Annotated in this window: 24 protein-coding genes; 6 read left to right on the top strand and 18 right to left on the bottom strand. The window is 64.3% G+C overall.

Annotated elements, in window-relative coordinates; genetic code table 11:
* Positions 1 to 428 precede the first annotated feature (428 nt).
* Complete coding sequence (locus CXQ97_RS17965; protein WP_258062752.1) at positions 429 to 1,841, bottom strand: sugar porter family MFS transporter; 1,413 nt, start codon at positions 1,839 to 1,841, stop codon at positions 429 to 431.
* A gap of 425 nt (positions 1,842 to 2,266) precedes the next feature.
* Between CXQ97_RS17965 and CXQ97_RS17960 the strand changes: the two genes are divergently transcribed.
* Together CXQ97_RS17960 and iolB are read left to right on the top strand one after the other, a co-directional pair.
* Positions 2,267 to 3,022: a GntR family transcriptional regulator gene (locus tag CXQ97_RS17960; protein WP_258062750.1), complete on the top strand. Its 756-nt coding sequence runs from the start codon at positions 2,267 to 2,269 to the stop codon at positions 3,020 to 3,022.
* Between the two features lie 31 nt (positions 3,023 to 3,053).
* Entirely contained in the window at positions 3,054 to 3,947 is an 894-nt protein-coding gene (iolB, locus tag CXQ97_RS17955) for a 5-deoxy-glucuronate isomerase (protein ID WP_104182255.1), read from the top strand.
* Positions 3,948 to 4,013: 66 nt separating this feature from the next.
* Here iolB and CXQ97_RS17950 read toward each other — a convergent pair whose 3' ends face one another.
* The 10 genes from CXQ97_RS17950 to CXQ97_RS17905 all read right to left on the bottom strand — a co-directional run bounded on the left by CXQ97_RS17950 (position 4,014) and on the right by CXQ97_RS17905 (position 16,062).
* Positions 4,014 to 5,438, bottom strand: coding sequence for a sugar porter family MFS transporter (locus CXQ97_RS17950; RefSeq protein WP_104182254.1), 1,425 nt, complete (start codon positions 5,436 to 5,438; stop codon positions 4,014 to 4,016).
* Between the two features lie 52 nt (positions 5,439 to 5,490).
* Positions 5,491 to 6,366, bottom strand: coding sequence for a sugar phosphate isomerase/epimerase family protein (locus tag CXQ97_RS17945; RefSeq protein WP_104182253.1), 876 nt, complete (start codon positions 6,364 to 6,366; stop codon positions 5,491 to 5,493).
* A gap of 72 nt (positions 6,367 to 6,438) precedes the next feature.
* Positions 6,439 to 7,452 (bottom strand): Gfo/Idh/MocA family protein, encoded by a 1,014-nt coding sequence (locus CXQ97_RS17940; protein WP_104182252.1) that lies wholly within the window; start codon positions 7,450 to 7,452, stop codon positions 6,439 to 6,441.
* Positions 7,453 to 7,481: 29 nt separating this feature from the next.
* Positions 7,482 to 8,414 (bottom strand): sugar phosphate isomerase/epimerase, encoded by a 933-nt coding sequence (locus CXQ97_RS17935; RefSeq protein ID WP_104182259.1) that lies wholly within the window; start codon positions 8,412 to 8,414, stop codon positions 7,482 to 7,484.
* Positions 8,415 to 8,439: 25 nt separating this feature from the next.
* Positions 8,440 to 9,942: a CoA-acylating methylmalonate-semialdehyde dehydrogenase gene (locus tag CXQ97_RS17930; RefSeq protein WP_104182251.1), complete on the bottom strand. Its 1,503-nt coding sequence runs from the start codon at positions 9,940 to 9,942 to the stop codon at positions 8,440 to 8,442.
* 14 nt (positions 9,943 to 9,956) lie between these two features.
* Positions 9,957 to 11,885 (bottom strand): 3D-(3,5/4)-trihydroxycyclohexane-1,2-dione acylhydrolase (decyclizing), encoded by a 1,929-nt coding sequence (gene iolD / locus CXQ97_RS17925; RefSeq protein ID WP_104182250.1) that lies wholly within the window; start codon positions 11,883 to 11,885, stop codon positions 9,957 to 9,959.
* Positions 11,886 to 11,899: 14 nt separating this feature from the next.
* Positions 11,900 to 12,829, bottom strand: a complete 930-nt coding sequence (locus CXQ97_RS17920) for a deoxyribose-phosphate aldolase (protein WP_104182249.1) — start codon at positions 12,827 to 12,829, stop codon at positions 11,900 to 11,902.
* Positions 12,826 to 13,812, bottom strand: coding sequence for a 5-dehydro-2-deoxygluconokinase (gene iolC, locus CXQ97_RS17915; protein WP_104182248.1), 987 nt, complete (start codon positions 13,810 to 13,812; stop codon positions 12,826 to 12,828). The genes CXQ97_RS17920 and iolC overlap by 4 nt, the downstream gene beginning before the upstream one ends.
* Positions 13,813 to 13,906: 94 nt before the next feature.
* Positions 13,907 to 14,311: a tautomerase family protein gene (locus CXQ97_RS17910; protein WP_104182247.1), complete on the bottom strand. Its 405-nt coding sequence runs from the start codon at positions 14,309 to 14,311 to the stop codon at positions 13,907 to 13,909.
* An 833-nt stretch (positions 14,312 to 15,144) separates the two neighbouring features.
* Positions 15,145 to 16,062 carry a DMT family transporter gene (locus tag CXQ97_RS17905; protein WP_258062748.1) on the bottom strand — a complete coding sequence of 306 codons (918 nt, stop codon included), beginning with the start codon at positions 16,060 to 16,062 and terminating at the stop codon, positions 15,145 to 15,147.
* Here CXQ97_RS17905 and CXQ97_RS17900 point away from each other — a divergent pair.
* Positions 16,055 to 17,032, top strand: a complete 978-nt coding sequence (locus CXQ97_RS17900) for a LysR family transcriptional regulator (protein ID WP_258062747.1) — start codon at positions 16,055 to 16,057, stop codon at positions 17,030 to 17,032. The two genes, CXQ97_RS17905 and CXQ97_RS17900, sit on opposite strands and share 8 nt — an antisense overlap.
* Before the next feature lie 183 nt (positions 17,033 to 17,215).
* On the opposite strand, the gene CXQ97_RS17895 is transcribed toward CXQ97_RS17900, so the two are convergent.
* A complete protein-coding gene (locus CXQ97_RS17895) occupies positions 17,216 to 18,169 on the bottom strand; it encodes a helix-turn-helix domain-containing protein (protein WP_104182246.1) in 954 nt (317 codons plus the stop codon).
* A 101-nt stretch (positions 18,170 to 18,270) separates the two neighbouring features.
* Here CXQ97_RS17895 and CXQ97_RS17890 point away from each other — a divergent pair, with 101 nt between their 5' ends.
* From CXQ97_RS17890 to CXQ97_RS17880, 3 genes are all read left to right on the top strand, one after another.
* The gene (locus CXQ97_RS17890; protein ID WP_104182245.1) at positions 18,271 to 19,599 is read left to right on the top strand and encodes an alpha/beta fold hydrolase; all 1,329 of its coding nucleotides are present in this window, start codon (positions 18,271 to 18,273) and stop codon (positions 19,597 to 19,599) included.
* A 104-nt stretch (positions 19,600 to 19,703) separates the two neighbouring features.
* Positions 19,704 to 20,168, top strand: a complete 465-nt coding sequence (locus CXQ97_RS17885; protein WP_104182244.1) for a GNAT family N-acetyltransferase — start codon at positions 19,704 to 19,706, stop codon at positions 20,166 to 20,168.
* Between the two features lie 102 nt (positions 20,169 to 20,270).
* Entirely contained in the window at positions 20,271 to 21,008 is a 738-nt protein-coding gene (locus CXQ97_RS17880) for a metallophosphoesterase (RefSeq protein ID WP_104182243.1), read from the top strand.
* Positions 21,009 to 21,259: 251 nt separating this feature from the next.
* Here CXQ97_RS17880 and CXQ97_RS17875 read toward each other — a convergent pair whose 3' ends face one another.
* From CXQ97_RS17875 to paaA, 6 genes are all read right to left on the bottom strand, one after another.
* Positions 21,260 to 22,051 carry an enoyl-CoA hydratase/isomerase family protein gene (locus tag CXQ97_RS17875; protein ID WP_104182242.1) on the bottom strand — a complete coding sequence of 264 codons (792 nt, stop codon included), beginning with the start codon at positions 22,049 to 22,051 and terminating at the stop codon, positions 21,260 to 21,262.
* A gap of 30 nt (positions 22,052 to 22,081) precedes the next feature.
* The gene (gene paaE, locus CXQ97_RS17870; RefSeq protein WP_104182241.1) at positions 22,082 to 23,323 is read right to left on the bottom strand and encodes a 1,2-phenylacetyl-CoA epoxidase subunit PaaE; all 1,242 of its coding nucleotides are present in this window, start codon (positions 23,321 to 23,323) and stop codon (positions 22,082 to 22,084) included.
* Positions 23,324 to 23,332: 9 nt separating this feature from the next.
* Positions 23,333 to 23,809 (bottom strand): 1,2-phenylacetyl-CoA epoxidase subunit PaaD, encoded by a 477-nt coding sequence (gene paaD / locus CXQ97_RS17865; protein ID WP_258062753.1) that lies wholly within the window; start codon positions 23,807 to 23,809, stop codon positions 23,333 to 23,335.
* A gap of 74 nt (positions 23,810 to 23,883) precedes the next feature.
* Complete coding sequence (paaC, locus tag CXQ97_RS17860; protein ID WP_104182239.1) at positions 23,884 to 24,780, bottom strand: 1,2-phenylacetyl-CoA epoxidase subunit PaaC; 897 nt, start codon at positions 24,778 to 24,780, stop codon at positions 23,884 to 23,886.
* Complete coding sequence (paaB, locus tag CXQ97_RS17855) at positions 24,777 to 25,250, bottom strand: 1,2-phenylacetyl-CoA epoxidase subunit PaaB (RefSeq protein WP_104182238.1); 474 nt, start codon at positions 25,248 to 25,250, stop codon at positions 24,777 to 24,779. Before paaB ends, paaC begins: the two co-directional genes overlap by 4 nt.
* The gene (paaA, locus tag CXQ97_RS17850) at positions 25,247 to 26,248 is read right to left on the bottom strand and encodes a 1,2-phenylacetyl-CoA epoxidase subunit PaaA (RefSeq protein ID WP_104182237.1); all 1,002 of its coding nucleotides are present in this window, start codon (positions 26,246 to 26,248) and stop codon (positions 25,247 to 25,249) included. Before paaA ends, paaB begins: the two co-directional genes overlap by 4 nt.
* Between the last annotated feature and the right edge of the window lie 428 nt (positions 26,249 to 26,676).

Raw genomic sequence — 26,676 nt, 5'->3', positions numbered from 1 at the left:
TCCCGTCCAGGTCCGATGGGTGGAAGTCCCTGATCCGCCAGCTGGTCATGCAATCTCCCGGTTGCTCATCGTTGAACCTCGTTTGCGCCCGCGACTGGGACTTCTGGATCTCTGGCTGTGCACTTCGCCCACTTTATCGAACAGGATGTTGGCAGTGATGAGGCAGGACCTGCCGCTTGGCGTACAGGGCCGCGCGGTTCAGGGGAAACCCTGCGCCGTTCTCAGGTGTCGTGCATCGGCACCCACTGACGTGAACTTCCATAACTCCCTCACTGACCTGGCGGATATCTGTTCTGGTGCCGTTGCGTCAGCGGCCGGATACACGAAAGGGGCGGCCAGTACTGGCTGGTCGCCCCTTTCGCTGACGTGCCTACAGCAGGTGAAGCTAGCTGGCTTCGTGCAACGATCAGACCGAGCGGTGGTGTGGGTCAGACACGTGCTGCTTCGCCCTCGGTGCGGAAGCGGGTCTCGAGGTCCTCGAGGGAGTGTCCTTTGGTTTCCGGGACGAATTTGCGGACGAACAGGAGCGACACGATGTTCACGGCGACGAAGAGCGTGAAGGTTCCCGTGGATCCGAGATTCTCGTTCACGATCGGAAACAGGAAGGAGATGGCCGCATTGACGGTCCAGAGGGCGAAGACGGCCAGGCCCATGGCGAATCCGCGGATGGCCATAGGGAAGATCTCCGAGAGGAGCAGCCATACGCAGGTGCCGATGAAGCACTGCACGAAGGCGACGAACAGCATCATGGCGGCCAGGATGATGTAGCTGACGAGGTCGGAGGGCGGCAGGAGGAAGACCACCGCCAGGATGGCCTGGGACGCGGCCACGCCTGCGAACCCGATGAGGAGCATGCGTCGTCGGCCGACGAAGCCGAGGAGCCAGATACCGACGATCGTCATGATCACGGACGTCACGCCTACTGCGATGGTCGCGACGAGTGACGCAAGGACACCAAGGCCGCTTTGTTCGAGGATGGTTGGTGCGTAGTAGTTGACGGTGTTGATGCCTGTTGCTTGTTGGATGATCGCCAGGCCGATACCCGTCCACAGCAGGCGGCGCATCCAGGGATTCTCCTTGAGGTCCCGCCATACCTGGCCGCGCTCCTTCCGGGCGATCGTCGAGGCGTCAACGATCTCCTGATACTCCCGTTCGGCTTCCTGGGGGCTGCGGCTCCTGTCGAGGATCCTGCGGGTGTCATCGAGTCTGCCTCGCAGTGCGTACCAGCGAGGGGATTCCGGCAGGAGCAGCATGCCGACGAGGAGTGCGATCGCCGGCACGGATGCTACGCCCAGCATGAGGCGCCAGACCTGTGGGTCATCGAGCACCGCGTCGAGGAGCGCGTTGATGGCGAAGGCGAGCATTTGACCGGTGACGATCATCAGTTCGTTGATGGTCACCATTCGCCCGCGCAAGTGTGTTGGCGCCATTTCCGCGAGGTAGAGGGGACAGGTGACGGCGGCTGCACCGACTCCCAGTCCCAGGATGATCCGCGCGACGATCATGAAGGTGACTGTGGGAGCGAAGGCGCATCCGAGCGCTCCGATGAGGAACAGGACGGCGCAGACGAGCAGTGTTCCTCGTCGTCCGATCCGGTCTGCGAGGCGGCCGCCGGCGAGTGCGCCGAGCGCTGCACCGGGGAACAGGAGTGAGCTCACGACCGAGGCTTCTTCGACGGCATTCATGTCGAAGGAATCGTTCATGTAGAGCAGGGCACCGGAAATCACGCCGGTGTCGTAGCCGAAGAGGAGGCCACCGAGTGTGGAGATGGCGGTGAGGCGGATCAGGTATCCCCGGTGGGCGCCGTTGTCGGCAACGGCCTCGGGTTTCGGAAGACGCAACGACATTGTGGTCTCGTTTCAGAAGTAGGTGCCGGAAGCGCTCCGGCGAGAGGAACTCACAAGCTGAAGAAGCTCAGAGCCGCATCCGGAGGAAGTGACTCGATGTACCTGTGCTCCACAGCGGGAGCGGATCAGAGGTGATGCGGCAAGGACGGGCCAGTGGATCCTCACTGTGCCGTGGCTCACAGTGAAAACTGTAGGTACAGGGCACGCACCTGGTCAAGACTTTGACCGAATGTTAGGACAAACTTTTCGAACTGGAGAATCCCCTACTGCGCTGGTCCTGAAACCATCCACGAGGTCACGCAGGATCAGTTCTGCCGCCGGCGTCCTCTTGTGGGGTATCGTCTGAGGGACATTGTCCGGTTAAAGGACTGGGTTCCGCGACCTTCGGTTGGGGCACCTGTGGCCTTCAAGGACCGGACGTGCCGAGCAACAAGGGGCTGAGTTCGTTGCGTTTAGACATTGATCGGTCCTCGCCGGTCCCCCTGTACCACCAGGTGGCACAGGGAATCGAAGCCGCGATCCGTAGCGGGAAGCTCGCGCCGGGCAGCAAGCTGGACAATGAAATCGCCCTTGCTGCGGAGCTGAATCTGTCTCGGCCGACGATGCGCAAGGCCATGGACGAACTCGTCCGCTCCGGCCTGCTCGTGCGGAAGCGCGGCGTCGGGACGCAGGTCGTCGCCAGCCAGGTCAAACGCCATTTGGAGCTCTCGAGCCTGTTCGACGACCTGCAGGTGTCGGGCAAGAAACCGACCAGCAGGATCCTTTCGTTCTCCCATATCGCAGCTGATGAGGCTGTACAGGACATGCTGCACCTTGGTTCCGGGGCGCGGGTATACCACCTGGTGCGCCTGCGTCTGATGGAGGGGAAACCCCTGGCGCTCATGGAGAACTGGGTTCGCGACGACGTCGCCGACCTGGACGAGCGCACGCTGACCGAGCGCGGGCTGTACGAAGTCCTTCGCGCTGCCGGCATCAACTTCCGCCTTGCGCAGCAGCGGATCGGCGCGCGGACCTGCAACGACTACGAAGCGGACCTCCTCGGCGTCCAGCCGGGGTCGGCCCTGGTCACGATGGACCGCACCGCGGTCGATGACATCGGGCGGAACATCGAAGTGGGCCACCACGTGTACCGCGCGGATTCCTACAGCTTCGAGATGACACTGGTCAACCGGTAACCACCTACCAGCGACACGCAAAGGACATGCCATGACGGAATGGGTTTATCCCCTGGGCACAGCAGCAGAGGGTGCATGGGATGTGGCACTCGGGGCCGCAGGTTCAGCGGTCACCGTCGAGGGTTGGAAGCACACGGGTCTCCGAGTTGCCACGTTGGCCGCCGGCGCGACCGTCGATCTGCCGGCGGCCGATGAGGAACGAATTGTCGTCCCTCTCGGCGGCGCCTTCCAGGTCACCGTACACGGTGAGGAGTACCGGCTCGAGGGCCGCCGGTCGGTGTTCGAAGGGCCCTCCGACGTGTTGTATTCGGGAATCGGTAAAGACGTCAGCATCACCTCGGAGGCAGGTGGCCGGGTGGCTGTCGCGACCGCTCCGGCGCGGGCGGAGTACCCGGTACGACTCGTCACCGCCGCGGATATCCCCGTCGAGCTGCGCGGGGCGGGCACCTGCTCCCGCCAGGTCCACAACTTCGGGACACCCGCGGCACTGGAAGCCGACCGCTTCATCGTGTGCGAGGTCCTCACCCCGGCAGGGAACTGGTCCTCCTACCCGCCCCACAAGCACGACGAGGAGAAGGACGGGGAAACGAACCTGGAAGAGATCTACTACTTCGAGACCCGCCGCTCCCCCGGCCCGGGTCCCGACGGCGCCACCGATCCGATCGGCTACCAGCGCGTCTACGCCTCCGATGAGCGGCCCATCGACGTCGCGGCCGAGGTGCGCACCGGCGACGTCGTCCTGGTGCCCTACGGCTGGCACGGACCGGCCATGGCGGCGCCCGGATACGACCTCTACTACCTCAACGTGATGGCCGGTCCCGGACCGGTCCGGGAATGGTTGATCAGCGACGATCCGCACCACGGCTGGGTCCGCTCCACCTGGGACGACCAGGCGATCGATGCCCGGCTGCCGTTCACCGCGTAGCTGCTCCGAGGAGCAGGAAGGGCCCGTCCGGATGCCGGACGGGCCCTTCCTGTAGGTAGGTACGGATCAGGTGCGGACCTGCCCCTTGAATTCCTGCTCGAGCTCCTCGAGCGACTTCCCGCGCGTCTCGGGGATGAACTTGTAGGCGAACAGGATCGCCCCGAGGCCCAGCACCACGAAGACGAAGAACGTGTTCGAGATGCTGATGGCGCTGACCAGGATCGGGAAGCTGAAGCTGACGGCGAAATTGACCATCCAGAGCACGAACACCGAGATCCCCATGCCCATGCCGCGGATCTTGAGCGGGAAGATCTCCGAGAGCATCAGCCAGGTCACCGGTGAGATGGCGCCTTGCTGGAAGGCCAGGAAGGTGACCGTGAACGCGAGGATCACGAAGCCGCGGGCGGTCCCCTCGGGCAGGATCAGCGAGAAAAGGCCGATCGCGGCGAGGGCCGTCGTCGTTCCGATCTGGCCGACCATCAGCATGGGCCGGCGGCCCACACGGCCGAGCAGCCAGATGCCCAGGAACGTTGCGGCGACGGAGATCACGCCGTTGGCGATGTTCGCCGTCAACGCCGCCTGGGCGCCGAAGCCGGCATCGGTGAGGATCTGCGTGCCGTAGTACATGATCGAGTTGACGCCGGTGATCTGCTGGATCACCGCAAGGCCCAGTCCCACCACGAAGACGCGCTTGAGCCACGGCTCGCTCAGGTCCTTGAACGTGCCCATCTTCGCCTTGTAGTCCTCGACGGCGAGACGTTGGACTTCCTCGAACTCCTGGCGCGCCGCTTCCCTCTCGCGGATCTGCTGCAGCACGGACAGGGTCGCCCCGAAGTTCCCGGTGGAGGCAAGCCATCGCGGGCTTTCCGGCACGAAGTTCATGCCGATCCACAAGCCGATGGCCGGGATGGTGGCGATGACCAGCATCCACCGCCATACGCCATCCGATTCCCCGAAGGTGTTACCGAGGACCGCATTCGTGGTGAAGGCGATCAGCTGTCCGGTGACGATCATCAGTTCGTTCCGCGTCACCATCTGGCCGCGTCGAGCCGCCGGTGAGAGTTCGGCGAGGTAGATCGGAACCATGACCGACGCACCACCTACCGCCAGGCCCAGCACGAGGCGTGAGGCGACCATGATGACCACATTCGGGGCGAAGGACGCACCCAGTGTTCCGACGAGGAAGATCATTGCCAGGACGATGATCATGCGCTTGCGCCCGTAGCGGTCCGCGAGGCGGCCACCGGTCACGGCGCCGAACGCCGCACCGAACACCAGGGAGCTGGCGACCAGCCCTTCGGTGAAGGGTGTCAGCCCGAGATCCTCCTCCATGAAGGGCAAGGCTCCATTGATGACACCTGTGTCGAAGCCGAAGAGCAGGCCGCCCAGGGTCGCGATCCAGGTCACCCGGCGCAGGAACTTGTCCTGGCTGCCCTTCGGCACCTCCGCGGCCGGAGTCGCCGGCCCGGAAACGGAGGATGAGGACGTCATGGTGTCACCCTTGCCGTGTGACCAAATGCCTTGATGGGGTCGATGGGGCCGGTCATGACCGGGTCCGCTCGATCGATGCGGCGATGGTAGCCAGCTGGTCGCGGGAGACTTCCTCGGCCCGCTCGTTCTCGGCGAAGACGCTCGACACGGCGACGGAGTCGTCACGGTCGTAGAAACCCGTCCTGCCGAGCTCGGTGAAGAACACGTCCCAGTCGACGTCGCCGTCACCGATCCGCAGGTGCTGGTGGACCCTGACGGCGTTCCCGGGCGGGTTGGTGATGTACCGCAGCCCGTGGGAGGCGGTGTGATCCATCGTGTCCGAGATGTGCACCAGGCGGAGCTTGTCCCCGGCGGCCTGCATGATCTCCTGCGTGGAGTGGCCCATGTGGAAGGTATGGGACGCGACGAAGACGAAGCCGATGTTGTTCGAGTTCAGCCCGCGGATCACGCGCAGCGCCTCGAGCCCGTCCTCCACGAAGTCGTCCGGGTGCGGGTCGATCCGCACGTCGATGCCCTCCCGTTCGATGATGGGCAGCAGCTCCTCCATGGAGCGGTAGAACGCGTCCTCCGACTTCTCGGCCTGCTCAGGGCGGCCCGAGAACTCGGTATTCATGACATTGACCCCGAGACCGACGGTGAGCTCGATGGCGCGCTTCCACTTACGGACCGCGGCCTGACGCTGCTCCTCATCGGGGGAGGCCCACCGGAGCACGGGCAGCACCGAGGCGATGCCGACACCCGCGTCGCCGCACGCCTTCTTCAGGTCCGCTACGAGGCCGTCGTCGGCCTTCGGGTGGCGGAAGAACGGGAGGAAATCGGGGTGGGGGGTGAGCTGGAAGTGCTCGTAACCAAGATCCGCCACCAGCTGCGGGAAGTCGAGTAGCCGGTGCGTCGCATGGAAGGGGGTGGGGTCGAGTGCGATCTTCATTGAGTCTCCAAAATCTGAGGGACAGGCGTCCAATGCGTTCGAAGGGACGCGGTACCCGGGAACGCCGCCATGTCAGCTGTAGATACCGGGCTTTTGCTCCAGCTTCACGGTCGCCCGGCCGCCGGTCCGCTGCGCCTCGACGCCGGCCTCGCAACAGGCAGCGGTGGCGTAGCCGTCCCAGGCGGAGGGCCCGCCCAGACCACCGGTGATCGCGGCGTCGACCCAGGCCTGGACCTCCACGTCGTAGGCCGCGCCGAAGCGCTCCTCGAAACCGGGGGTGACCGCGCCGCCCCACCTGCCGGCGCTACGGACGTATGTTCCGGTGTCGCCGCCGATGTCGACGATGCCGTCCTCGAAGGACGCCTGCGTGGTGACCTGGTATCCGAACTTCGCGTTGACGAAGATCTCGACGTCCGCGAGGACACCGGACTCCGTCTCGATGAGGACGTGCTGGGGGTCGTGCTGGCCCTCGGGGGCGTTCTTCGTCGCCTTGCCCATCCGCACCTGCACGGAGGTGATTTCTTCCCCGGTCAGGAACCGGATGGCGTCGAATTCGTGGACCACGGAATCGTTGATGATCATCTCGTTGGTGAAACCGGCATTGGTCCGCGGGTTGCGGTGTGCGCAGTGCAGCATCAGCAGCTCCCCCAGTTCACCGGAGCGCACGAGGGTGCCGAGGCTCTGGTACTGCGCGTCGAAGCGGCGCATGAAACCGACCTGGATGCGCGGGTGGCCCAGTTCGACTTCGGCTTGCACGACGCGCCACGAGGACTCGACGTCCTGGGTGAGTGGCTTCTCGCACAGGATCGGCAGATCCAAGGCGATGGCCTTGAGGAGGATCTCCTCATGGAGGAAGCCCGGGGTGGCGATGAGGACGGCGTCGACGTTCGGGTGGTCCAGGGCTTCGTCGGCACTGGTGAGGGCGATGGCGCCGTCGATGCCCGCGACTGCTGCTTCCGCGCGTGCAAGGTCGACGTCGACGACGGCGGCGACGCGGGCACCGGTGATACGCCGGTGGATGCGGTCGATATGGTCGGCGCCCATCCGCCCGGCACCGATGACTGCTATTCCAAAGGATGTGCTCATGATGAGGTCTGCTTTCTGTTTTCGGGGCGTCAGCGGACGCGGGTGCGGGAGCCGCAGGAGAGGAGGTAGTCGCGCGTCCTCGTCGCCACGGGAAGCGGCACGTCGAAATCGACCGGGTACATGTCCTGCTCGACGATGCCGAAGAACGGCCGGTCCAGTGCTTCGACCGCGTCGATCACGGCGCGCAGATCCGGCAGCCCTTGAGGGGGCTCGGTCATGACGCCGGCGAGGTTAGCGGCCGCCCACGTCATGTTTTCCGCATTGACCTTCGCCAGGATGTCGGGGTTGATCTGCTTGAGGTGCAGATACCCGATCCGGTCGGGGTGCTCGTTGATGAGTTGCAGACTGGAGGCACCGCAGTACTCGGCGTGGCCGGTGTCCAGGCACAGGTTCAGCAGCGCGGGGTCGGTGTTGGCGAGCAGCTTCTCGATGTCGTGCTGTGCGCCGACGTGGGTGTCGGCGTGGGAGTGGAACTGCTGGTGCAGTCCGAAGTCCTCCAGGAGGACCTTCCCCAGGCGGTTGTGCCCCTCGAAGAGGTCACTCCACTGCTGATCATCGAGTGTGCCCGACTCGACCGGTTCACCGGTGACGTCGTCTCGCCACATCGCCGGGATGACGACAATGTGCTTGCCGCCCATCGCGGCCGTCAGTTCTGCCACATCACGGGCCGGTTTCCACGCTGTGTCCCACTGATCGAGTCCTCGATGAAAGCCGGTGAAGACCGTCCCGGCGGAGATGGTCAGGTCGCGCTGACGAAGTTCGTCGGCCAGACGGATGGGGTCGGTGGGCAAATACCCGTACGGGCCCAGTTCGATGCAGGAATAGCCGGCTTCGACGACCTCGTCCAGGAACCGCTGCCACGGCGTCTGCTGCGGGTCGTCGGGGAACCAGACCCCCCACGAGTCGGGGGCCGTACCGATGATGATCTTGTTCTCGGTGTCGGTGCTGGGGGGCTGTGTCATGACGTCGTTGTCCTTCATGGGGAGGTCAGTCGGTGCTGTTGCTCGGGAAGTTGTAGGAAGCACCGGAGGCGTGGGTGGGTTCGGGCCAGCGGGAGGTGACGACCTTGCCACGGGTGTAGAAGGAGACTCCCTCGGGCCCGTAGATGTGCTTGTCACCGAACAGGGATGCCTTCCATCCTCCGAAGGAGTGGTAGGCGACCGGAACGGGCAGGGGGACGTTGATGCCGATCATCCCGACCGTCACTTCGCGCTGGAACTTGCGGGCGGCGGCGCCTGAGGAGGTGAAGATGGCGGTGCCGTTACCGTAGGGGTTGGCGTTGATCAGCTTGATGCCGTCCTCCAGGGTGTCGACGCGGACGACGACCAGGACGGGGCCGAAGATCTCCTCCGTGTAAGCCGTCATCTCGGAGGTGACGTTGTCCAGGACTGTCGGTCCGACCCAGAAGCCTTCCTCGTGTCCTTCGACGACGAGGGAGCGTCCGTCGACGACCATCGCCGCGCCGGCCGCTTTCGCTTCGGTGACGATACCGACGATGCGGTCCCGGGCTGCGGCGGTGATGACCGGTCCCATGTCCGCGCCGGGATCGGTGCCATTGGCCACCTTGATGGCTGTTGCGCGCTGGGTGACATTCTTGACCAGCTGGTCGGCTGCATCTCCGACGGCCACGGCCACCGAGATCGCCATGCACCGCTCCCCTGCCGACCCGAACGCTGCCGCGCTGAGGTGGTCGGCGGCACCTTCGAGGTCGGCGTCGGGCAGGACGATGGCGTGGTTCTTCGCTCCTCCGAGTGCCTGGACCCGCTTGCCGTGCGCCGTTGCGGTTTCATGGACGTACTGGGCGATCGGGGTGGACCCGACGAAGGAGATGCCGTCGATGCCCGGGTGCGTGAGAAGCCCGGTCACCGTTTCCTTGTCCCCGTGCAGTACCTGGAAGACGCCGTCGGGCAGCCCCGCGTCCTTCCAGAGCTGTGCCAGGAGCATGGACGCGGACGGGTCCCGCTCGGAGGGCTTGAGGATGAACGCGTTGCCGGTGGCGATGGCCATGGGCGCCATCCACAGCGGCACCATGACCGGGAAGTTGAAGGGGGTGATCCCGGCGACGACGCCCAGGGGCTGGCGGAAGGAGAACACATCGATGCCGGTGGCGGCCTGATCCGAGTAGGCGCCCTTGAGCTGTTCAGGAATGCCGCAGGCGAATTCGACGACCTCGAGGCCGCGGTGGATCTCGCCCTTGGCGTCGGAAAGGACCTTGCCGTGCTCGGCGGTGATCAAGGCTGCGAGCTCGTCGATGTGCGCTGCAACGAGTTCGCGGAACTTGAACATGACGCCGGTGCGCTTGGCCAGCGAGATGTGGTTCCACGTCTTCGCGGCTTCTGTCGCGGCCGCTACCGCGGTCTCGAGGTCGTCCCGGTTCGCCAGCCGAAGTTCAGCTGTGACTGCCCCGGTCGCCGGGTTGTACACGGACTGGGTACGGTCCCCGGTACCTGCTGTTTCAGCGCCGTTGATGAAATGGTTGATGGTGTTCATGATGGTTCCTCGTTTCAACCGAGCAGCGGTCGCTGACGGTCCTTGTGGTCTGAATAGGTGATGAAGGCAGTCCGCGTCGAGTCCAGGTCCGAGACGGCGGAGACCGGAACGTCCCACCACGACTCCGACGACGGGGCATCCAGCAGCGGATCCGACTCGACGTAGATGAGAATGGGTCCGCCGTCCTCGGGAGCAGCTTTCGCCCGGCGGACAGCGTCCCCGAGATCGGCGATCACGGTGTCGCCGGGCTGGACCCGGAAGACCGTGACGCCCAGGCTTTCGGCGTTCGTCGCGAGGTCGATGGGTAGCCGTTCGCCCTCGTCGAAGCTGTGCCGGTCGTTGTCGAGGTAGCGGTACTGGGTCCCGTAACGCTGGGAACCCAGGGACTCGGAAAGGGATCCGATCGAGGCGTACCCGTGGTTCTGGATGAGCACGATGATGAGTTTGATGCGTTCGGCGACTGCCGTCACGAGTTCGGTGTGCATCATCAGGTAGGACCCGTCGCCCACCATGACGACGACATCCCGCTGCGCTCCGCCGGCCACTCGCTCGGCGAGGGTCGCTCGTTTCACGCCCAGACCGCCCGCGATCTCGTAGCCCATGCAGGAGAACGCGTACTCGACGTGGTAGCCGTGGGTGTCCTTGATACGCCACATTTTATGGAGGTCTCCGGGAAGGGAGCCGGCGGCGCAGACGACGACGTCCTTCTCGTCCATGGCCCCATTTGTGGCGCCGATGATCTCGTTCTGCGAGGGCAGCGGCGTGTGCCGGGCGCCGAACGCCGCATCCACGGTCCGGTCCCACCGTCCCTTCTCCGCCGTGACCCGAGCGAGAAGGTCAGTGCCTACGCGGTACCCGCCCAGGGCCTGTGTCAGCTTGATCAGGGTCTTCCGGGCGTCGGCAACGATGGGCAGCGAGGTTCCGTGCTTGTAGGCGTCGATGGCGGCGATGTTGATGTTGATGAACCGCACCGACGGATCCTGGAACGCGGTCCGCGAGCCGGTGGTGAAGTCCTCGTATCGCGTGCCGATCCCGATGATCAGATCCGCTCGCGCGGCCAGAGCATTGGCTGCTGTTGTTCCCGTCGACCCGATGGCTCCCAGGCACAGGGCGTGATCCCAGGGGAGGGATCCGACGCCGGCCTGCGTGTACCCGACCGGGATGCCCGTGGCTTCGGCGAGGGCGCGCAGATCCTCGGCGGCGAAGGAGTACAGCACTCCTCCACCGGCGATGATGAGGGGCCGCTCGGCATCCGCGATGGCGGCTGCGGCCCGTCGGATGTCGTCTTCCTCGGGCTCGGGACGGCGGATCCGCCACTCGCGTTCCTCGAGGAACGCGAGTGGCACATCGATGGTTTCGGCCTGCACGTCCTGCGGCAGGGCGATCGTGACCGCCCCCGTCTCGGCCGGGTCGGTGAGAACCCGGAGACCATTGAGCAGGGCGGAGTACAGCTGTTCGGGGCGGGAGACGCGGTCGAAGTACTTCGACAGGGGCCGGAAGGCGTCGTTGACCGAGATGTCGTAGGCCTCGGGGCGTTCGAGCTGCTGCAGGACCGGGTCGGCGGCCCGGGTCGCGAAGATGTCGCTGGGAAGCAGCAATGCCGGCAGCCGGTTCGTCGTCGCCAACGCGGCACCGGTGAGCATGTTCGTGGATCCCGGGCCTACCGAAGCACTGACCGCGAAAGTGGCGCGGCGCCGCGTATGACGGGCATAGCCGACGGCCTGGTGGACCTGGGCCTGCTCGTTACGGCCCTGGTAATAGGGCATTGCCGACGGGTCGGCGGCTTGGGCCTGCTTCAAGGCCTGGCCGACGCCGGCAACATTGCCGTGCCCGAAGATGCCGAACATTCCCGGGATCAACCGCTCCCGGTACTCCTCCGCACCGACCCGGTCGACCGTGTACTGGTGGCTGAGGAACTCGACGACGGCCTGGGCCACACTCATTCTGCGCGTTCGCATCAGCTGACACCTGCTGACCCGCGCGAGGCTACCGGCTTGGCCAGGAGGGACGCGGCGGTCTGGACGGCCGCCTCGACATTCCCGTCCTGCGGGTAGAGCAGGGTGCGGCCGACCGTCAGGCCCTGAACGCCCGGCAGGCGCAAGGCGGCCTGCCAGGTGGCGAAGATGTCGTCGGGGGCGCCGGTCGGGTCGCCGCCCAGCAAGACGGTCGGGAGGGTCGTCGACGCCATGACCCGCTCCATGTCCTCCACGACGGGCAGTTTCATCCATGTGTAGGCGCTGCTGCCTCCGAGGGCTTCGGCGATGACGACGGACTTGATGACCGCGTCGGCGCTGAGGTCGTTGCGGACGCGGCCCTCGTCCCAGACAGAGAGGAAGGGCTCGACCATGGCGATGAGCTGCTGCTCGGCGAGGCTGTCGATGGCCCGTGCCGTCGCTTCGAGGACCGAGGCCGTTACCGGGTCGCCCAGGCAGATGCGCGTCAGCATTTTTCCGCCGGTGGCACCGAGGGCCTTGAGTGCTGATGCTGTGTGCCCGGTGAACCGGTCATCGATCTCATTGACCAGGCCGGCCAGCCCGCCGCGGTTCATCGAACCGAAAACAAGTTTGCCATCCAGTGCTCCGAGGAGCAGCAGGTCATCGAGGATGTCGGGGGATGCCAGGATCCCGTCCACCGCAGGATTCGCCAGCGCGATCAGGAGCCTGTCGAGGAGTTCCCTACGGTCCCCCATTGCAGTGGCATTGCCGCGCACCGACAGTGCGCCGCGGGCGGGATGGTCGGCGGCCACGATGAAGTTCTGCGACCCCGCGGTCAGGCCCGGGTGCGGCTTGCGCGTAGCAGCGGCCCGGGCGATAGCCCGCGGATCCTCGAGGCGTATCGCGGTCAGGTGCTCGTAGCGTGCCGGGTCGAGGGCATCGAGGGTGTTCACAGGGAGACCTCTTCAGGGAGAGCACGGCCGCGTTCGGCCAGCAGGGCGAACACTTCCGTTGATGTGGGCATGGCATCTGCGCATGACAGGCGGGAAGCGACGATGGCGCCCGCCGCGTTGGCGAAGTCGAGGATCTGCTGCAGTGGCCAGCCTGCGAGCAGCCCATGGCAGAAAGCTCCGCCGAAGGAGTCCCCTGCACCCAGCCCGTTGAGGGTTTCGACGGGCACGGGGGCGGAAACGACGCGGTCCGTGGCCGTCTTCGCCATCACTCCCTCGGGTCCGAGCTTGACGACGGCGATCTTGACGCCGGCGGCCAGAAGACGGTCGGCCTGTTCGTCGGGGGTTCCTTCGCCGACGGCGACCGCGCATTCCTGGTCGTTTCCGATGGCAATGGTGACGTGGCCGAGGATGCCCTGGACCTGCTCACGCGCTTTCTCCTCGGAGGCCCAGAACATGGGGCGGTAGTCGAGGTCGAGGATCGTGTGCTGTCCGTCCCGCAGGCCAATTACGGGACGCGCTTCGAAGGCGGCGATATGGGCGCTTCGGCTGGGCTCCTGCGACAGTCCCGTGACGGTCGACCAGTAGATTTTGGCGTCGCGCACAGCCGTCACCGGGACCTCTTCGGCTGAGATCTGCAGATCCGGCGCGGTCGGGGTGCGGTAGAAATACAGCGGGAAATCGTGCGGTGGTTTGATCGCGCAGAAGGTGACGGGCGTCGGAAGGTGCTCGACGGCGCTCACGTAACGGTCGTCCACCCCGAATCGGTCCAACTGCTGATGAAGGTAAGTGCCGAAGGGGTCGAGCCCGGTGCGCGTGATGACGGCGGTCCGTCGACCGTGGGTCGCAGCGGCAACGGCGACATTGGTGGGCGAGCCGCCCAGGTACTTGCCGAAGGAGGTGACGTCCTCCAGATCCACGCCGATGTCGTTCGGGTAGATGTCGACGCTGATGCGCCCCATCGTCAGTACTTCGTGAGTCTCCATCGACCCTGACCTTTCAGTTCCGTGCTCGATGCGCGTAGTGGATCACTGCGCCTGGGGTTTGTCCGAACATTTGCGGACTGGTGGGAGGATCTCGTCATCGCTTGGGGATGACGAGTTCCCCGTTCATGTACTGGCTCCGTCCGAAACCGAAGGACCAATCACCGGGGCCGTTCTCGACGTAGCCGATGAAGACGTTCACGCCCTCGACGCCGATCTCTCCAAGAGCGGCCGCGATGCGGGCGAACAGGGCGCTCTTGGCCTCCTGAGTGCGCCCGCCCTGCGTGAAGATCTGAATCATCACGACGTCATTGGTGCGTTCGAAGCCGAGTCCTGCGTCCTGCGCCCTGATCTCACCGTCGCCGTGCTGGGTGAGGATATGGAACAGATCGCGTTCGGGTATCCGGTACTCGGCCAGGATCGCGTCGTGGATCGCGTCGCTGATCCGGCGGACCTGGTCCCCGGATCGTCCCTGATTGATGTCTATACGTACAAGCGGCATGCTTCCTCCTTGAAGTTTGTCCTAACATACTCCTGGCAGCGGGGGAGGGCAACGCCAAGACCACGCATGTTTTCTGGCTGCTTGGGGTTGCACGCGGTGACGCTGGGCTGCGAGGCGGTGATTGAGCGTCAATCGGCCGGCACTGAGGCATCCGACAGGGGCTTGAGAAGAGCCGTGGCGTTTCAGAGCGGCAGGCGCAATATCGTCGTGATCCACTGATTTCTGTGGATCTGTTCATCCGTGTTGCTGTGTCCCTGTCCACCTTGCTCAGGTGTTTACTCAAGGACTCAGGCGTTCAGGGCCGCGGTGACGCGACTCTTCGCACGGCACTACAAAGTTTCAGCTCGTGGACAGTAGGAATGGCAGGCCGGCTTGCATGCCCACCTCTAGTTGCGGATACGGCAAGCTCACCTCGAGCAGAGGGTAGAAATGCGTTACCGTCAGGACGCGCGGTCCCTGCCCGTGAGCGCGTCATCCACCGGTGGGCGGGTAGGGCCCGAAAAACAGCGCTCGAAGCCGGCACCCGGTGGGTGAAACGCCTGCCGACATCCGGTCCCGACGCTCGTGGACATGACGTCGGATATCGGTGGTAGAGCGCAGCAGGAGAGGGTCTGGTCTTTCTAGGTCGAGATGCTTGTTGCCAGGATCCGGAAGGGTGCCGCAGGGCGCCACTTGGTTTCTGGGGGCGTGATACTGCTTGCTCGCTCCGTTGATCCGATGGCGGAGGAGTAGCCAGCAGTGGGCTGCCACGGGCATGCACAGGCAGACGGCACTGAGGTTCAGAAAGAAGAATGGTCCAGTGAGGACCACCATCGCGGCGTAGAGACTGCTGGTCACGAGACTGTCCCTGTAGGGCCACACCGCTCAACTGTCCCTGTCCTCCGGGCTGGTGCTGGCTGTTGCAGGAGGGCAGTGATGTTCGCGACGACGATGAGCACCAGTCCTAGCCACTGGACGACTCCAAGGGTTTCAGACAGTAGTACGAAGCCGATGAGAGCAGCGAGAACTGGATGAAGGCTCATCAGGATCCCGAACAAGCCGGTGGCAACGCTTCGTAGGGCGATGAGGTCAGCAACGAAGGGAATTGCAGAGGCGAGAACGCCGGCCCCTACAGCACACAGGATTGTAAAAGAACCAGGTTGGTACTCGATTAGAGCCCACACCGTGATGGGCAGGAACAGAACGGCAGACACGCCTGTGGCCGTCGCCGTCCCTTGAACCCCGGGTATCCGGGTCCCGATGGTCTTGTTGAGCAGGATGTATGCGGCCCAGCTGCAGGCAGCAAGAAGACCCATGCCCATGCCGAGGTAGTCCGTCGACGGTTGGGGTCTGGTGATTGCAACGACGCCAACCCCAGCGATGAGAGCGCATATCGCGCTAATTCTGGTGCGCGAGCTCATGAGGGCAACAGCGAGAGGCCCGAGGAATTCCAGAGTGACGGCCAGGCCAAGGCCGATGCGGTCTATTGATGAGTACAGAGAAAGGTTCATGGTGCCGAACACCACGGCCAGCAGCAGGACCGGCCACCATTGAGAACGCTTCAGTGTCCACACCCTGGGTCGTACCAGGGGTAGCAGGATGACCGCTGCGACGAGTTGCCGAATAGCGACGACACCGATCGGGCCGATGACCGGGAACGCGAGAGAGCCACTGGCAGCGCCGAGCTGATTCGATAGCGCTCCAACCATGGCTACCGCGATGCCTGATGCGCGATGCCCGCGCGCGACAGCTGCCTCTTGTCCGATGGTCATGAATGAAGCTTGCGTGGAAGCGGAACTAGCCCAAAATGCATGGAAACGGCTATCCATGCGCATGACGCATCAATATGGTAAAGGGGTGGATATTGAACTGCGCCACCTGCGCTGCTTTGTTGGGGTTGTCGACACCGGTACCTTTACCGATGCCGGGATACAGCTGGGCATCTCGCAGACAGCTGTATCCCGTAATGTGGCCGCACTCGAAACCGCCCTGGGCGTGCGTTTGCTGCGTCGGACCACTCGTAGTACGGAGCTCACCCCCGCAGGCGAGCGAGTGATTCGGTACGCACGTCGCGCGCTGACGGTCGTCTCCGACCTCCGTCAGGAAGCATCAGCGTGCACCGATACAGTCCGGATGGGCTACGCCTGGTCCGCCCTGGGGAAACACACTCCGGAACTCCAGCGCCGATGGGCAGTATCGTTCCCGCATCTCGAGCTACGCCTGATCAGAACGAACACTCCTACCGCAGGGCTGAGCGACGGCACCACTGACCTGTCGATCCTGCGACGCACCCCGGATCTGACGGCACTCGACGTCGAAGTCATCGGATCCGAAAAACGGTACTGCGCCATGTCCATCGAGGACCCGTTGGCCAGCAAACGCAGTGTCACTCTCACCGAGATCGCAACCCGACCAGTAGCAATCGATCAGCGCACCGGCAGCACCCGCCTCGACCTATGGCCCGAAGGAAAGCAACCTCAGAAGACGATCAACACCGACGACGTTGACGATTGGCTCACCGTCATCGGCAGCAGCAGAGCCCGAGGGATCACGGCGGAGTCAACTGCACATCAATACCGCAGGCACGGCGTCGTTTACCGGCCTGTCCGAGATGTCACTCCAGTCCGCGTATACGCAGCCTGGCTCAAAACAGACCCACCGCAAGCCCTCCGGGACGCCATCTCCCTTCTGCAAGAGATTTACGGCCAGCAACCCCGTGGAACGGGTAGCAACGGAATCTAGGACAGGAACTGTTCGGCGTCCGGCCCTGTCAGCTGTCGATGGGGAGCTGACATAGGCTTCGTTCGCAGCGAAAAAGAGAGGGTCTTGCGGGAGAGCGCTTCGTCGGCTGCTGCAAAGGTGCACTCTTCTCCGCGATAAGTGGTGCCGTCTCGGTTGGCAGCTCGGTCACACTCTTGCGGCCACTCAGGCTGGCGTGGCCTGCCGGTTCCTATCTTGGTAGAGGTGGCGGTAGTTCGAGGGTGTGGTGTTGAGTTTCCGGCTGAAGTGGATCCGGAAATTCGCTGTCGTCCCCAGACCGGTCCTGGAGGCGATCGCTTGCACGGTCAGGTCGGTGGTCTCCAGGAGTCGGCACGCTTCGGTGATGCGTTGCTCGTTCAGCCACCGCAGCGGTGTCGTTCCCGCTTCGGCCGTGAATTTCCGGGCGAAGCTCCCGGAAGCCCAGCCGGCATGGGCGGCCATATCGCCCACCGTGAGCGGCTCAGTCAGATTCTGTCTGGCCCAGGCGCAGGTGTCGGCGAAAAGGGCCAACGGTGCGGCGACCACGCGTTCCATGAACTGGGCCTGACCCCCTTCTCTGTGTGGGGCGACGACCATCCGTCGTGCAATGCTGTTCGCCGCCTCGGTTCCGAAGTCCTTGCGAACCAGGTGGAGGCATAGGTCGATGCCTGCCGCGACGCCAGCGCTGGTGCTGACTCTGCCGTGGTCGATGTAGAGGACGTCCGCGTCGACGGTGATGCCCGGGTACAGGGTCTGAAGGCGTTCAGCGTTTCTCCAGTGGGTGGTTGCACGCTTACCGTCCAGGAGACCGGCAGCCGCGAGAGCGAAGGCGCCTGTGCACACTGACACGACGCGGGCTCCGCGAGCCGCTGCCTGACGCAGGGCCTCGCAGACCTCGGCGGGCGGATCGTCAAGCGGTTCGTATCCGGGAACCACGACCGTGTCCGCGGACAGGAGGGCGTCCAAGCCATCGGGGGCCAAGATGGAGTACCCGGATGTGGTGAGCACCAATCCGGGCTGGGCTGCACATACCCGGAAGGAGTACCGTTCCCGTTCATCCATGTGGCCGAAAACCTGCGCTGGAATGGCCAGGTCAAAAGCAACGACCCCCGGCAGTGCCATTGCGACAACTCGGTGCATGGGGCCACTGTACTGACGAATTCACCCAGTGAGCAGAATCCTTTCCATACATGGCATTTTTGCTGTGCACTTCCGCCACCGGTGAATGACAGCATGACTGCATGATGATTTCCGGGGCGCAGGAAACTACAGCCGCCGCTCCTAAGGGCCAGGATCGTCCCTCGGGCTCTGATCCCGCGAGCGAGGGCCATATCGGCTGGTTGGTGGCCGGTGCCCTGATGGTCGGGGTCGTCGCCGCACTCCTGCTGGCTGTTGCTCCCTTCATCCCGGCGACGGAGAGCGGCGTGACTGCGGGCCTCCTGCTGGGGTTCGCGCTGGGGTGGGCCCTGCTGGCAGTGCTCTCAGTGAGGCTCACGGACCGGCCGCAGAAATGGGCCTGGGGCCCCGCACTGTTCATGGGTTTGGGCGGCCTACTGTTGGTGGTGTTCGGTGCCCCGCTGCAGGAAGTACTCGCCTGGGTGTGGCCCCCGGCCCTGCTGGTGCTGGGTGTCTGGATGGTCGTGAGAATCCGTCGGCAGCTGCCCAGCCGTAGCGCCCGAGCGCTGCTCTATCCCGTGATCGCGCTGCTCGTCATCGCGTCCCTGGCGAGCGGGTACGAAACCGTACGCGGAGTCGTCACGGCGGGAGCCGCTCCGGGGTCCGGCCGGTTAATCGATGTCGGCGGTCACCGCCTCTACCTGGACTGCATCGGCTCGGGAAGCCCCACCGTGGTGCTCGAACCCGGCGCAGGCCTGACGTCGTCGGACCTCGCCCTGATCGCGCCGAAGGTCGCGCACGACACCCGCGTCTGCGTCTACGACCGGGCGGGGCGCGGGTGGAGCGAACCGGCGGACGCCCCGCAGGACGGCGCGCGGATCGCCGCCGATCTGCACACCCTGCTGCAGCGCGGGGACGAGGCCGGACCGTACGTGCTGGCCGGCCATTCCTTCGGCGGCCTCTACGCCCTCACCTTCGCTGCCCGGTATCCCGGCGAGGTGGCCGGGCTGGTGCTGGTGGACTCGACCGCCCCGGCGGCGGAGCCTGCGGCCGAGGAGCCCACCCACCCCGACGATACGACGAGCCGCCTCTCCGCACTGGTCGGCGCCGCAGGGCGGCTCGGCATCGGTCCGCTCCTAGGCGTGGCATCGGGCGACCACCTGCGCAGCACGGTGGACGAATACCTCGTCGCCGGGTCCTCGGCGGATCAAGCGGCTGCGCTGAGGACCCTCGCCGACAAGCCCCTGGTCGTCCTGACGGCCGGCAGCGGCACCCGCCCCGGATGGACCGAGTCGCAGGACGCACTCGCCGCCCTGTCGACTAACACCTTGCACCGCGTCGTCGATGGGGCCACGCACGGATCGCTGCTCGGCGACGAACGGGATGCCGCCGAGACCGCCCGGGGCATCCTCGACGCCGTCACCGCAGTACGGAATGATGCCGGCCCGCAGTGAATTCGATGCTCGGGCCTGTGACGAAGGATGAGAACCGTTCTGTTAGACCTGCTGCAGCACTCGTGGTTTACAACCCGGACATAGAGGCTCGGTAACTTTTCAATATGACACTCACCATTAGGCGTGCAAACTTCGACGCCCCCGGCCTGACGATATTCCTAGAAGCGCATCTCGCCGACATGGCACCACTTTCACCACTTGAGAGCCGGCATGGACTGGACCTGGCAGCGCTGCAGAAGCCGACAGTTCGGCTCTGGGTTGCGCTGGAAGAGCAGCGAATAGCGGGCACGTGTGCGCTGGCGGCATTGACCCCAGAACACGAAGAACTCAAGAGCATGCGCACCGACCCAGAACTACGAGGGAAGGGCATCGCGTCAAAGTTGCTCGATCATGTGGTGACCGACGCAAGGACGCGAGGCATAACGCAAATCTCACTGGAAACCGGCAGTATGGATTTCTTCGCGCCCGCCAGGACGCTGTACGCCAAGAACGGTTTTGATTATTGTGAACCTTTCGGCTCCTACACTGATGACCCCTACAGCTCCTATATGACGCGTGTGCTTCAGTAGACACTTGCGGGAACCCGCCACTACTCAGCAGTAAAGAAAAGCAACGCCGCTTCGAACCATTACGTTGGGCTTTTTCGGCGTCGATTTCTTTAGGATGAACAAATGCGCCTTGCCGTTGTGTCCGACATTCATGGAAACCTTCTGGCTCTAGAAGCCGTCCTGGCCGACATGGCCCGCCAATCGATAGATCACTGCGTGAATCTAGGTGACCTGCTCTCCGGGGGGCTGCAGCCCCGGCAGACAGCAGAGCTGTTGATGGACGCCAGCATGAAGACAGTAGCCGGCAACCACGAACGCCAGATACTCACGCTGGGGTTAGAACAAATGGGTGCTTCAGACCGGCTCGCAGTTCAGGAGATCACCCCTGCGCAGCGGGAATGGTTGGCCTCCCTGCCGTCGACCCTGGTGGTGACGGATGGAGTACTGGCGTGTCACGGGTCACCGGATGATGACCTTACCTATCTTCTGGAGACCGTCGAACCAGTCGGCGTCAGACAAGCAACCGACAGTGAAGTACGGCAAAGATTGGGCCCGCACACAGGCTGGTCCCTCGTACTGTGCGGACACACGCACCTACCCCGAGCTACGCGACTCCCGGAGGGTTCTTTGGTGGTCAATCCCGGCAGTGTCGGGTGGCCAGCATTCGACGATGACAAGCCATACCCGCATGTGATGGAAGCTGGCACTCCGCACGCCCGGTACGCGGTTGTCGATGACGTGAGCGGGCGATGGGAGGTTGAATTTCGGTCGGTTGTCTACGACTGGGAATCCGCTGCCCTCGTGGCTGAAGACAAAGATCGTCAGGACTTGGCTCGCGCCCTGCGCACCGGACGAGTGTGAGCCAATGTCTGGCTATCGGAGTCTGAGTGGAGACCACGTTCGCAGTCTGACTCGAGCCCACCCTCGCGTGAAAACTTGCCAGTGCACTAGCTGAGTAGAGGTTTGTCAACGGAGGCGGACGTAACGATGGTCATCGGCGATACCGGTTGATGCCGCAGAAGTAGCTGTCCCGGTGTCTGCGATGGGTTGTAGTCTCTGGCTCGACTGCTGAACGTTAGCAAGGTCGTGGGATGAGGGGGCACAGGCATTCGTCAGCCGGGCTGATTACCTACGAAAACTGGTTCACGCTTGTCCTGGAAGGCTTGGAATCCCTCGGCGTAGTCGGGTGTTGTGCAGAGTCTCGCCTGCTCAGCGTTCTCCTCTGCCATGGCCTCCCAGAGTCCCAAGCGCTGGTCTCGGATGTGTGCCACCAGTTCCTTGCTCGCCGTGAATGCCCCGGTCGCGCCGACAGCTACCTTCGCCACGATCCCCCGGGTGGTGTCCAGAAGTTCGTTAGCCGGCATAGCCCGGCTGAACAGCCCCTGCGCCACGGCCTCGGTGCCGCTTATCAACTCGGCGGTGTAGATCAGGTCCAAGGTCCGGTGCATGCCCAGTCGCTCGGTGAAGTACCAGTGTCCACCGGAGTCCAGTGTGGCTCCCAGCTTCGCGAACGGTGAGCCGAATTTGGCGTTTTCCGCTACGTACACGACGTCCGTGGCCAGCAGCAGGCCGAGTCCGACTCCCAGGCATGCGCCCTGGGCGGCCGCAAAGGTAGGCGCGGGGAAGGCGCTCATCTTCTTGAGCAGTGGTTGTACCAGTCCCCCCAGGTACGCAGCCGCATCATCACGATCCGGGCTGACTCCTGAGATGTCCCGGCCCGCACAGAAGGCCCTTCCGTTTCCCCTGAGGAGCAGCGCTCTCACGTCGCCGCGGACCGCAGCGGCGGCGGCGTCGTCGTATGCCACCGAAAAGTCTGACAGCGCCTTCTCGTCCAGTGCGTTCAGCTTGTGAGGTGCGTCGAGCACTACTTCGGCGACGCCGTGCTCGATGGAGAGCGAGATCATGGGGCTCCTGTTCTGAACTGCCGGCGGGACTTAGACGTCGAAGTCGACGGTGACTTCCTTGCTGGTGGGATGCGACTGGCATGTCAGGACGTATCCCTTGTCCAGCTCATCCTGTTCGAGAGCGTAGTTCTCGTCCATGGTCACGCTGCCCGTGACTACCTTGGCGCGGCAGGTACCGCACACTCCCCCGGCGCAGGCGAAGGGGACATCGGGACGGACGCGCAGGGCTGCGTTGAGGAGGGACTCGCGGGCGGAGATAGGACTGGTGACATCTCCCTGCAGTCCGTCGAGCTTGAACGTGATTTTGTACGTCTCCTGCGTTTCATCGACCACTACGGGCCGTCCGGCGTTGCCTTCCGGGCGGTCGGGCTTGCCGGAGGTGAACAACTCGAAGCGAATGTTCTCCGGTTTGACGCCGCGCTCTGCGAGGGTGTCGCGGCACAGCTGCACCAGCTCGAAGGGCCCGCAGAGGAACCACTCGTCCACGTCGTCTGCCCGGATCGCCGTTCCGAGCAGTTGCTGCAGTTTCTCGGCGTCGATCCTGCCACTGAGGAGAGGTGCGATCCGCTGCTCGCGGGAGAGGACGTGATGGATGGCCAACCGCTGCGGGTACTGGTCCTTCAGGTCCGCGAGCTCCTCAAGAAACATCACGTTCATGGCGGCCTTGTTGGCGTAGATGAGGTCGAACCGCGCTGTGGGGTTCGAAGCCAGCAGCGTGCGGGCGATGGCAATCACCGGGGTGATGCCGGAGCCGGCTGCGATGGCCACGAAGCTCGCTTCTCCGTTAGCGGCGACGTCTCCAGCCAGTTCCTCGGGGTGGTTCATGGAGTTCATACGGTTGTGTTCCACGGCAGTGCCGTCGCGGCCGTGTCGAGAGACGAAGGCACCCATGGGGCTCATGACGTCCAGGGTGTCTCCGGCTTTTAGCTCGGTATTGGCCCAGGTGGAGAACAGTCCGCCGAGGTCCTTCTTCACGGCGACACGGATTTCGCTGCTGCCATCGTCGTAGCTGCGCGGTTCGGCGCAGATGGAGTAGCTGCGGCGCACTTCGTGCGGCTTGCCGTTCTCGTCCGGCAGTTCAGTACGTAAGGCCACGTATTGGCCGGGTAGATAGTCGAAGTGGCCGGTCAGCTCCGCAGGAATGTGGAAGGTGATCTCGATGGCGTCTTCGGTGAGCCGGCGCACGTCCCGCACGGTGAGGGTGTGGAAGGACGGTCGACGACGGCCGGTGGCCTGAGCCGATTCGGCAGCAGTCTGACGGACAACAGGCATGAGGCTTCCTTACAACACTTTGAAGTAGTCGAACGGTTCCTTGCAGTCCTGGCATACGTACAGCGCCTTGCAGGAGGTGGAACCGAAGCGGGTGAGTTCCTTGGTGTTCAGCGAGGAGCACTGGGGGCACTTGACGGTCAGACTCAGCCTGACCGGGCCGGCGTGTCCACCGGCCCCTGCTCTTCCTGAGGGTGGGGCGATGCCGTACTCCTGCAGTTTGGCCTTGCCGGTCTCGGTCATCCAGTCCGTGGTCCAGGCCGGGGCGAGGACGAGTTCCACCTTCGTCGATCGGTAGCCCTCCTTGGCGAACGCTGTTCTCAGGTCATCGCGGATGGCGTCCATGGCCGGGCAACCGGAGTAGGTGGGCGTGATCGTGATGAGTACTTCTTGGTCCTCCATTACCTCGACATGGCGCAGGATGCCCAGATCCGCGATCGTGAGCACGGGGATTTCGGGATCGCAGACCGTGGCGGCAATACCCCACACCTTCTGCTGCTCAGCGTCGTGCCCCGTCGTGGTCGCAGGGGTTCCGACGTCGGACGTCCCGGTACCTCTGGGCGTCACCAGCTCGCCCCGGGGTGCTCGCGTGCCAGGACCTGCATTTCCGCGAGGATGTAGCCCAGGTGTTCCGAGTGCTGGCCGCGGCGTCCACCGCCGGGTGCTGCTGGTACTTCGGGCACCTCGAGTCCCGCTTCGGCGAGGACTTCCCCGATGAGCGCGTCGAAGTCGTCCCGAAGGCTGGAGGGCGCAACGGCGGCACCGGACTGTGCCAGGCGGAGGACGAGCTCGTCGTCCTCGAAGATTTCGTTCACGTAAGGCCACATGAGACGTATTCCGTGGATCATCCGGCGCCGGGATTCGTCCGTGCCGTTCCCCAGGCGCAGGATCCACTGGGCGCTGTGGTCGCGGTGGTAGTCCACTTCCTTCACGGCCTTGGCGGAGATCGCCGCCAGCGTGGCGTCCGTGGATTCGGTCAGCCGACGGTACAGCTCGTACTGGTAGTAGCTCACCAGGAACTGGCGGGCGATGGTTACCGCGAAGTCGCCGTTGGGCTGCTCGAAGAGGTGGGCGGAGCGGAACTCGTGCTCACGACGGAAGTAGGCGAGGTCGTCCTCGGACTTCCCCCATGCTCCTCCGGCATAGCTGAGGAAGCTTCGGGCATGGCCCAGCTGATCGAGCGCGATGTTACCCAGCGCGACGTCTTCCTCCAGTTCCGGGGCACGGGAAATCCAGTGGCCCAGTCGCTGGGCCAGGATCAGTGCGTCGTCGCCGAGGCGTAGCGCGTACTCGGCCACATCATCGGTGGGCTTGGTGAGGCCGGTGCGGACCTCGAGGGCGATGTCCTCCGGGCGGAGGGCATTGCCTGGGGTGATGCGGGTAGCGGACGCGTTGGAGTCCCCTCCGGCGACACCGGTGGAGATATTGCCGTGGCCGGTGATGGAGTCGGGGCTGGTCACAGGTGCTTCACCCCTTCGCTCTTGGTGTAGTACGTGGCGTGCCGGTAGTCCTTGCCCTGGGGGGACTCGAAAAATGCGCCCTTGGTTCCCGGGTCGCTGGAGGTGATGGCCTCCGCGGGAACAACCCAGACGGACACGCCTTCGTTGCGGCGGGTGTAGAGGTCCCGGGCGTTGCGCAGGGCCATGGCCGCATCCGGAGCGTGCAGCGAGCCGGCGTGGACGTGGCTCAACCCTCGGTTAGATCGGACGAAGACCTCCCACAGCCCCCAAGCGGCGTTCTCTGTCGCATGGCCCACTGGCTCGCTGCTGAGCGTCGAGATATTCGCCTGATCGGCGGACGTGGTGGATGCGGCTTGCGCCTCCGTAGCAGCCGCTTCCGCGGTCGGGGGACCGGCGGAAACCTGCCGGGCTCCCCGGATCACGTCGCTGGCACCACTGGCGGGAACATCCGGGTTGCCATGCGGGCTCATGCTGCTTGTTCCTTCTGCTTGGCCGCATACGCTGAGGCCGCTTCCCTCACCCAGGCGCCGTCATCGTGTGCCTGCCTGCGCCGTTCCAGCCGCTGCGCGTTACAGGGGCCTCGACCAGCGAGTACCTCCTGGAACTCGCTCCAGTCCAGCGGACCATGCTCCCATTTCTGGGAGTCCTCATTGAATCGGATCTGATCGTCCGGCAGCGTGAGGCCCAGGACCTTGACCTGCTCCACCATCATGCCCACGAAGCGGCTACGAAGCTCATCGTTGCTGAAACGCTTGATGTTCCAGGCCATGGACTGCTTTGAGTTCGGCGAATCATCATCCGGCGGGCCGAACATCATCAGGGACGGGGCGTACCAGCGGTTCACCGCATCCTGAGCCATGGCCCTCTGCTCCGATGTCCCGTTGGAGAGCTCCAGCAGAATCTCGAAGCCCTGACGCTGGTGGAACGATTCCTCCTTGCACACGCGCACCATAGCTCGTCCGTAGGGGCCGTACGAGGCGCGGCACAACGGCACCTGGTTGCAGATGGCCGCGCCATCCACCAGCCAACCGATGGCACCCATGTCCGCCCATGTCAGCGCGGGGTAGTTGAAGATTGACGAGTAACGGGCCTTACCTGCGATGAGGTCGGCCATCATCTTGTCCCGGGTCTGCCCAAGGGTCTCCGCAGCAGAATAGAGGTACAGGCCGTGGCCGGCTTCGTCCTGGACCTTCGCCATGAGAATGGCCTTGCGCTTCAGACTGGGCGCACGGGAAATCCAGTTCGCCTCAGGCTGCATCCCAATGATTTCGGAGTGGGCGTGCTGTGAGATCTGGCGCAGTAAGGTCTTCCGATAAGCCTCGGGCATCCAGTCCCGCGGCTCGACGCGCGAGTCCTCCGCCATCACGCGGTCGAACTCCGCCTGAGCTTCGGCCACCAGGCGAGCTGCGCCATCCGTGTCCTCCAGGGAAAGCTCGGCGGGCACCGACTGCAGGTTTTGCATAGCCATGGTTGCTCCTTGTAAGGGCCTACGGGAAAGAACCTATTTACCGATCGTTCGTTCAGGATATGCCGGTCACACCCCCCGCGTCAACGCTCAGGAGGGGCTTGAGCGACCGGCGCGGAAAGGGGTGGCGCCTCTCGCGCAACGCATCCGGCACCCCACCTTCTCAACCAACTGCAACCGAACGAGCGACGGGCGGAATCGGAACCCGGCGCTGCCGAGCATGGGTGCACCAAGCTGAAGGGTGGCGCCTCTTGCCAATTGGTCAGCCCCAGTCAGATATTACTGACCGTTCATTCGGTAACATGAGCGCAGTAGTTGGCCGCTCTGAAGATGTTCCGGGCGGCGTCAGGCGCAGTTCAACGATGAGCAACCGGGAGATTGCATGACCAGCTGGCGGATCAGGGACTTCCACCCATCGGACCTGGACGGGA

Source organism: Arthrobacter sp. B0490, from assembly GCF_002929355.1.
Classification (GTDB): domain Bacteria; phylum Actinomycetota; class Actinomycetes; order Actinomycetales; family Micrococcaceae; genus Arthrobacter_D.
Note: the sequence above shows the minus strand (reverse complement) of the source record. Positions and strands in the feature narration are given on the sequence as shown.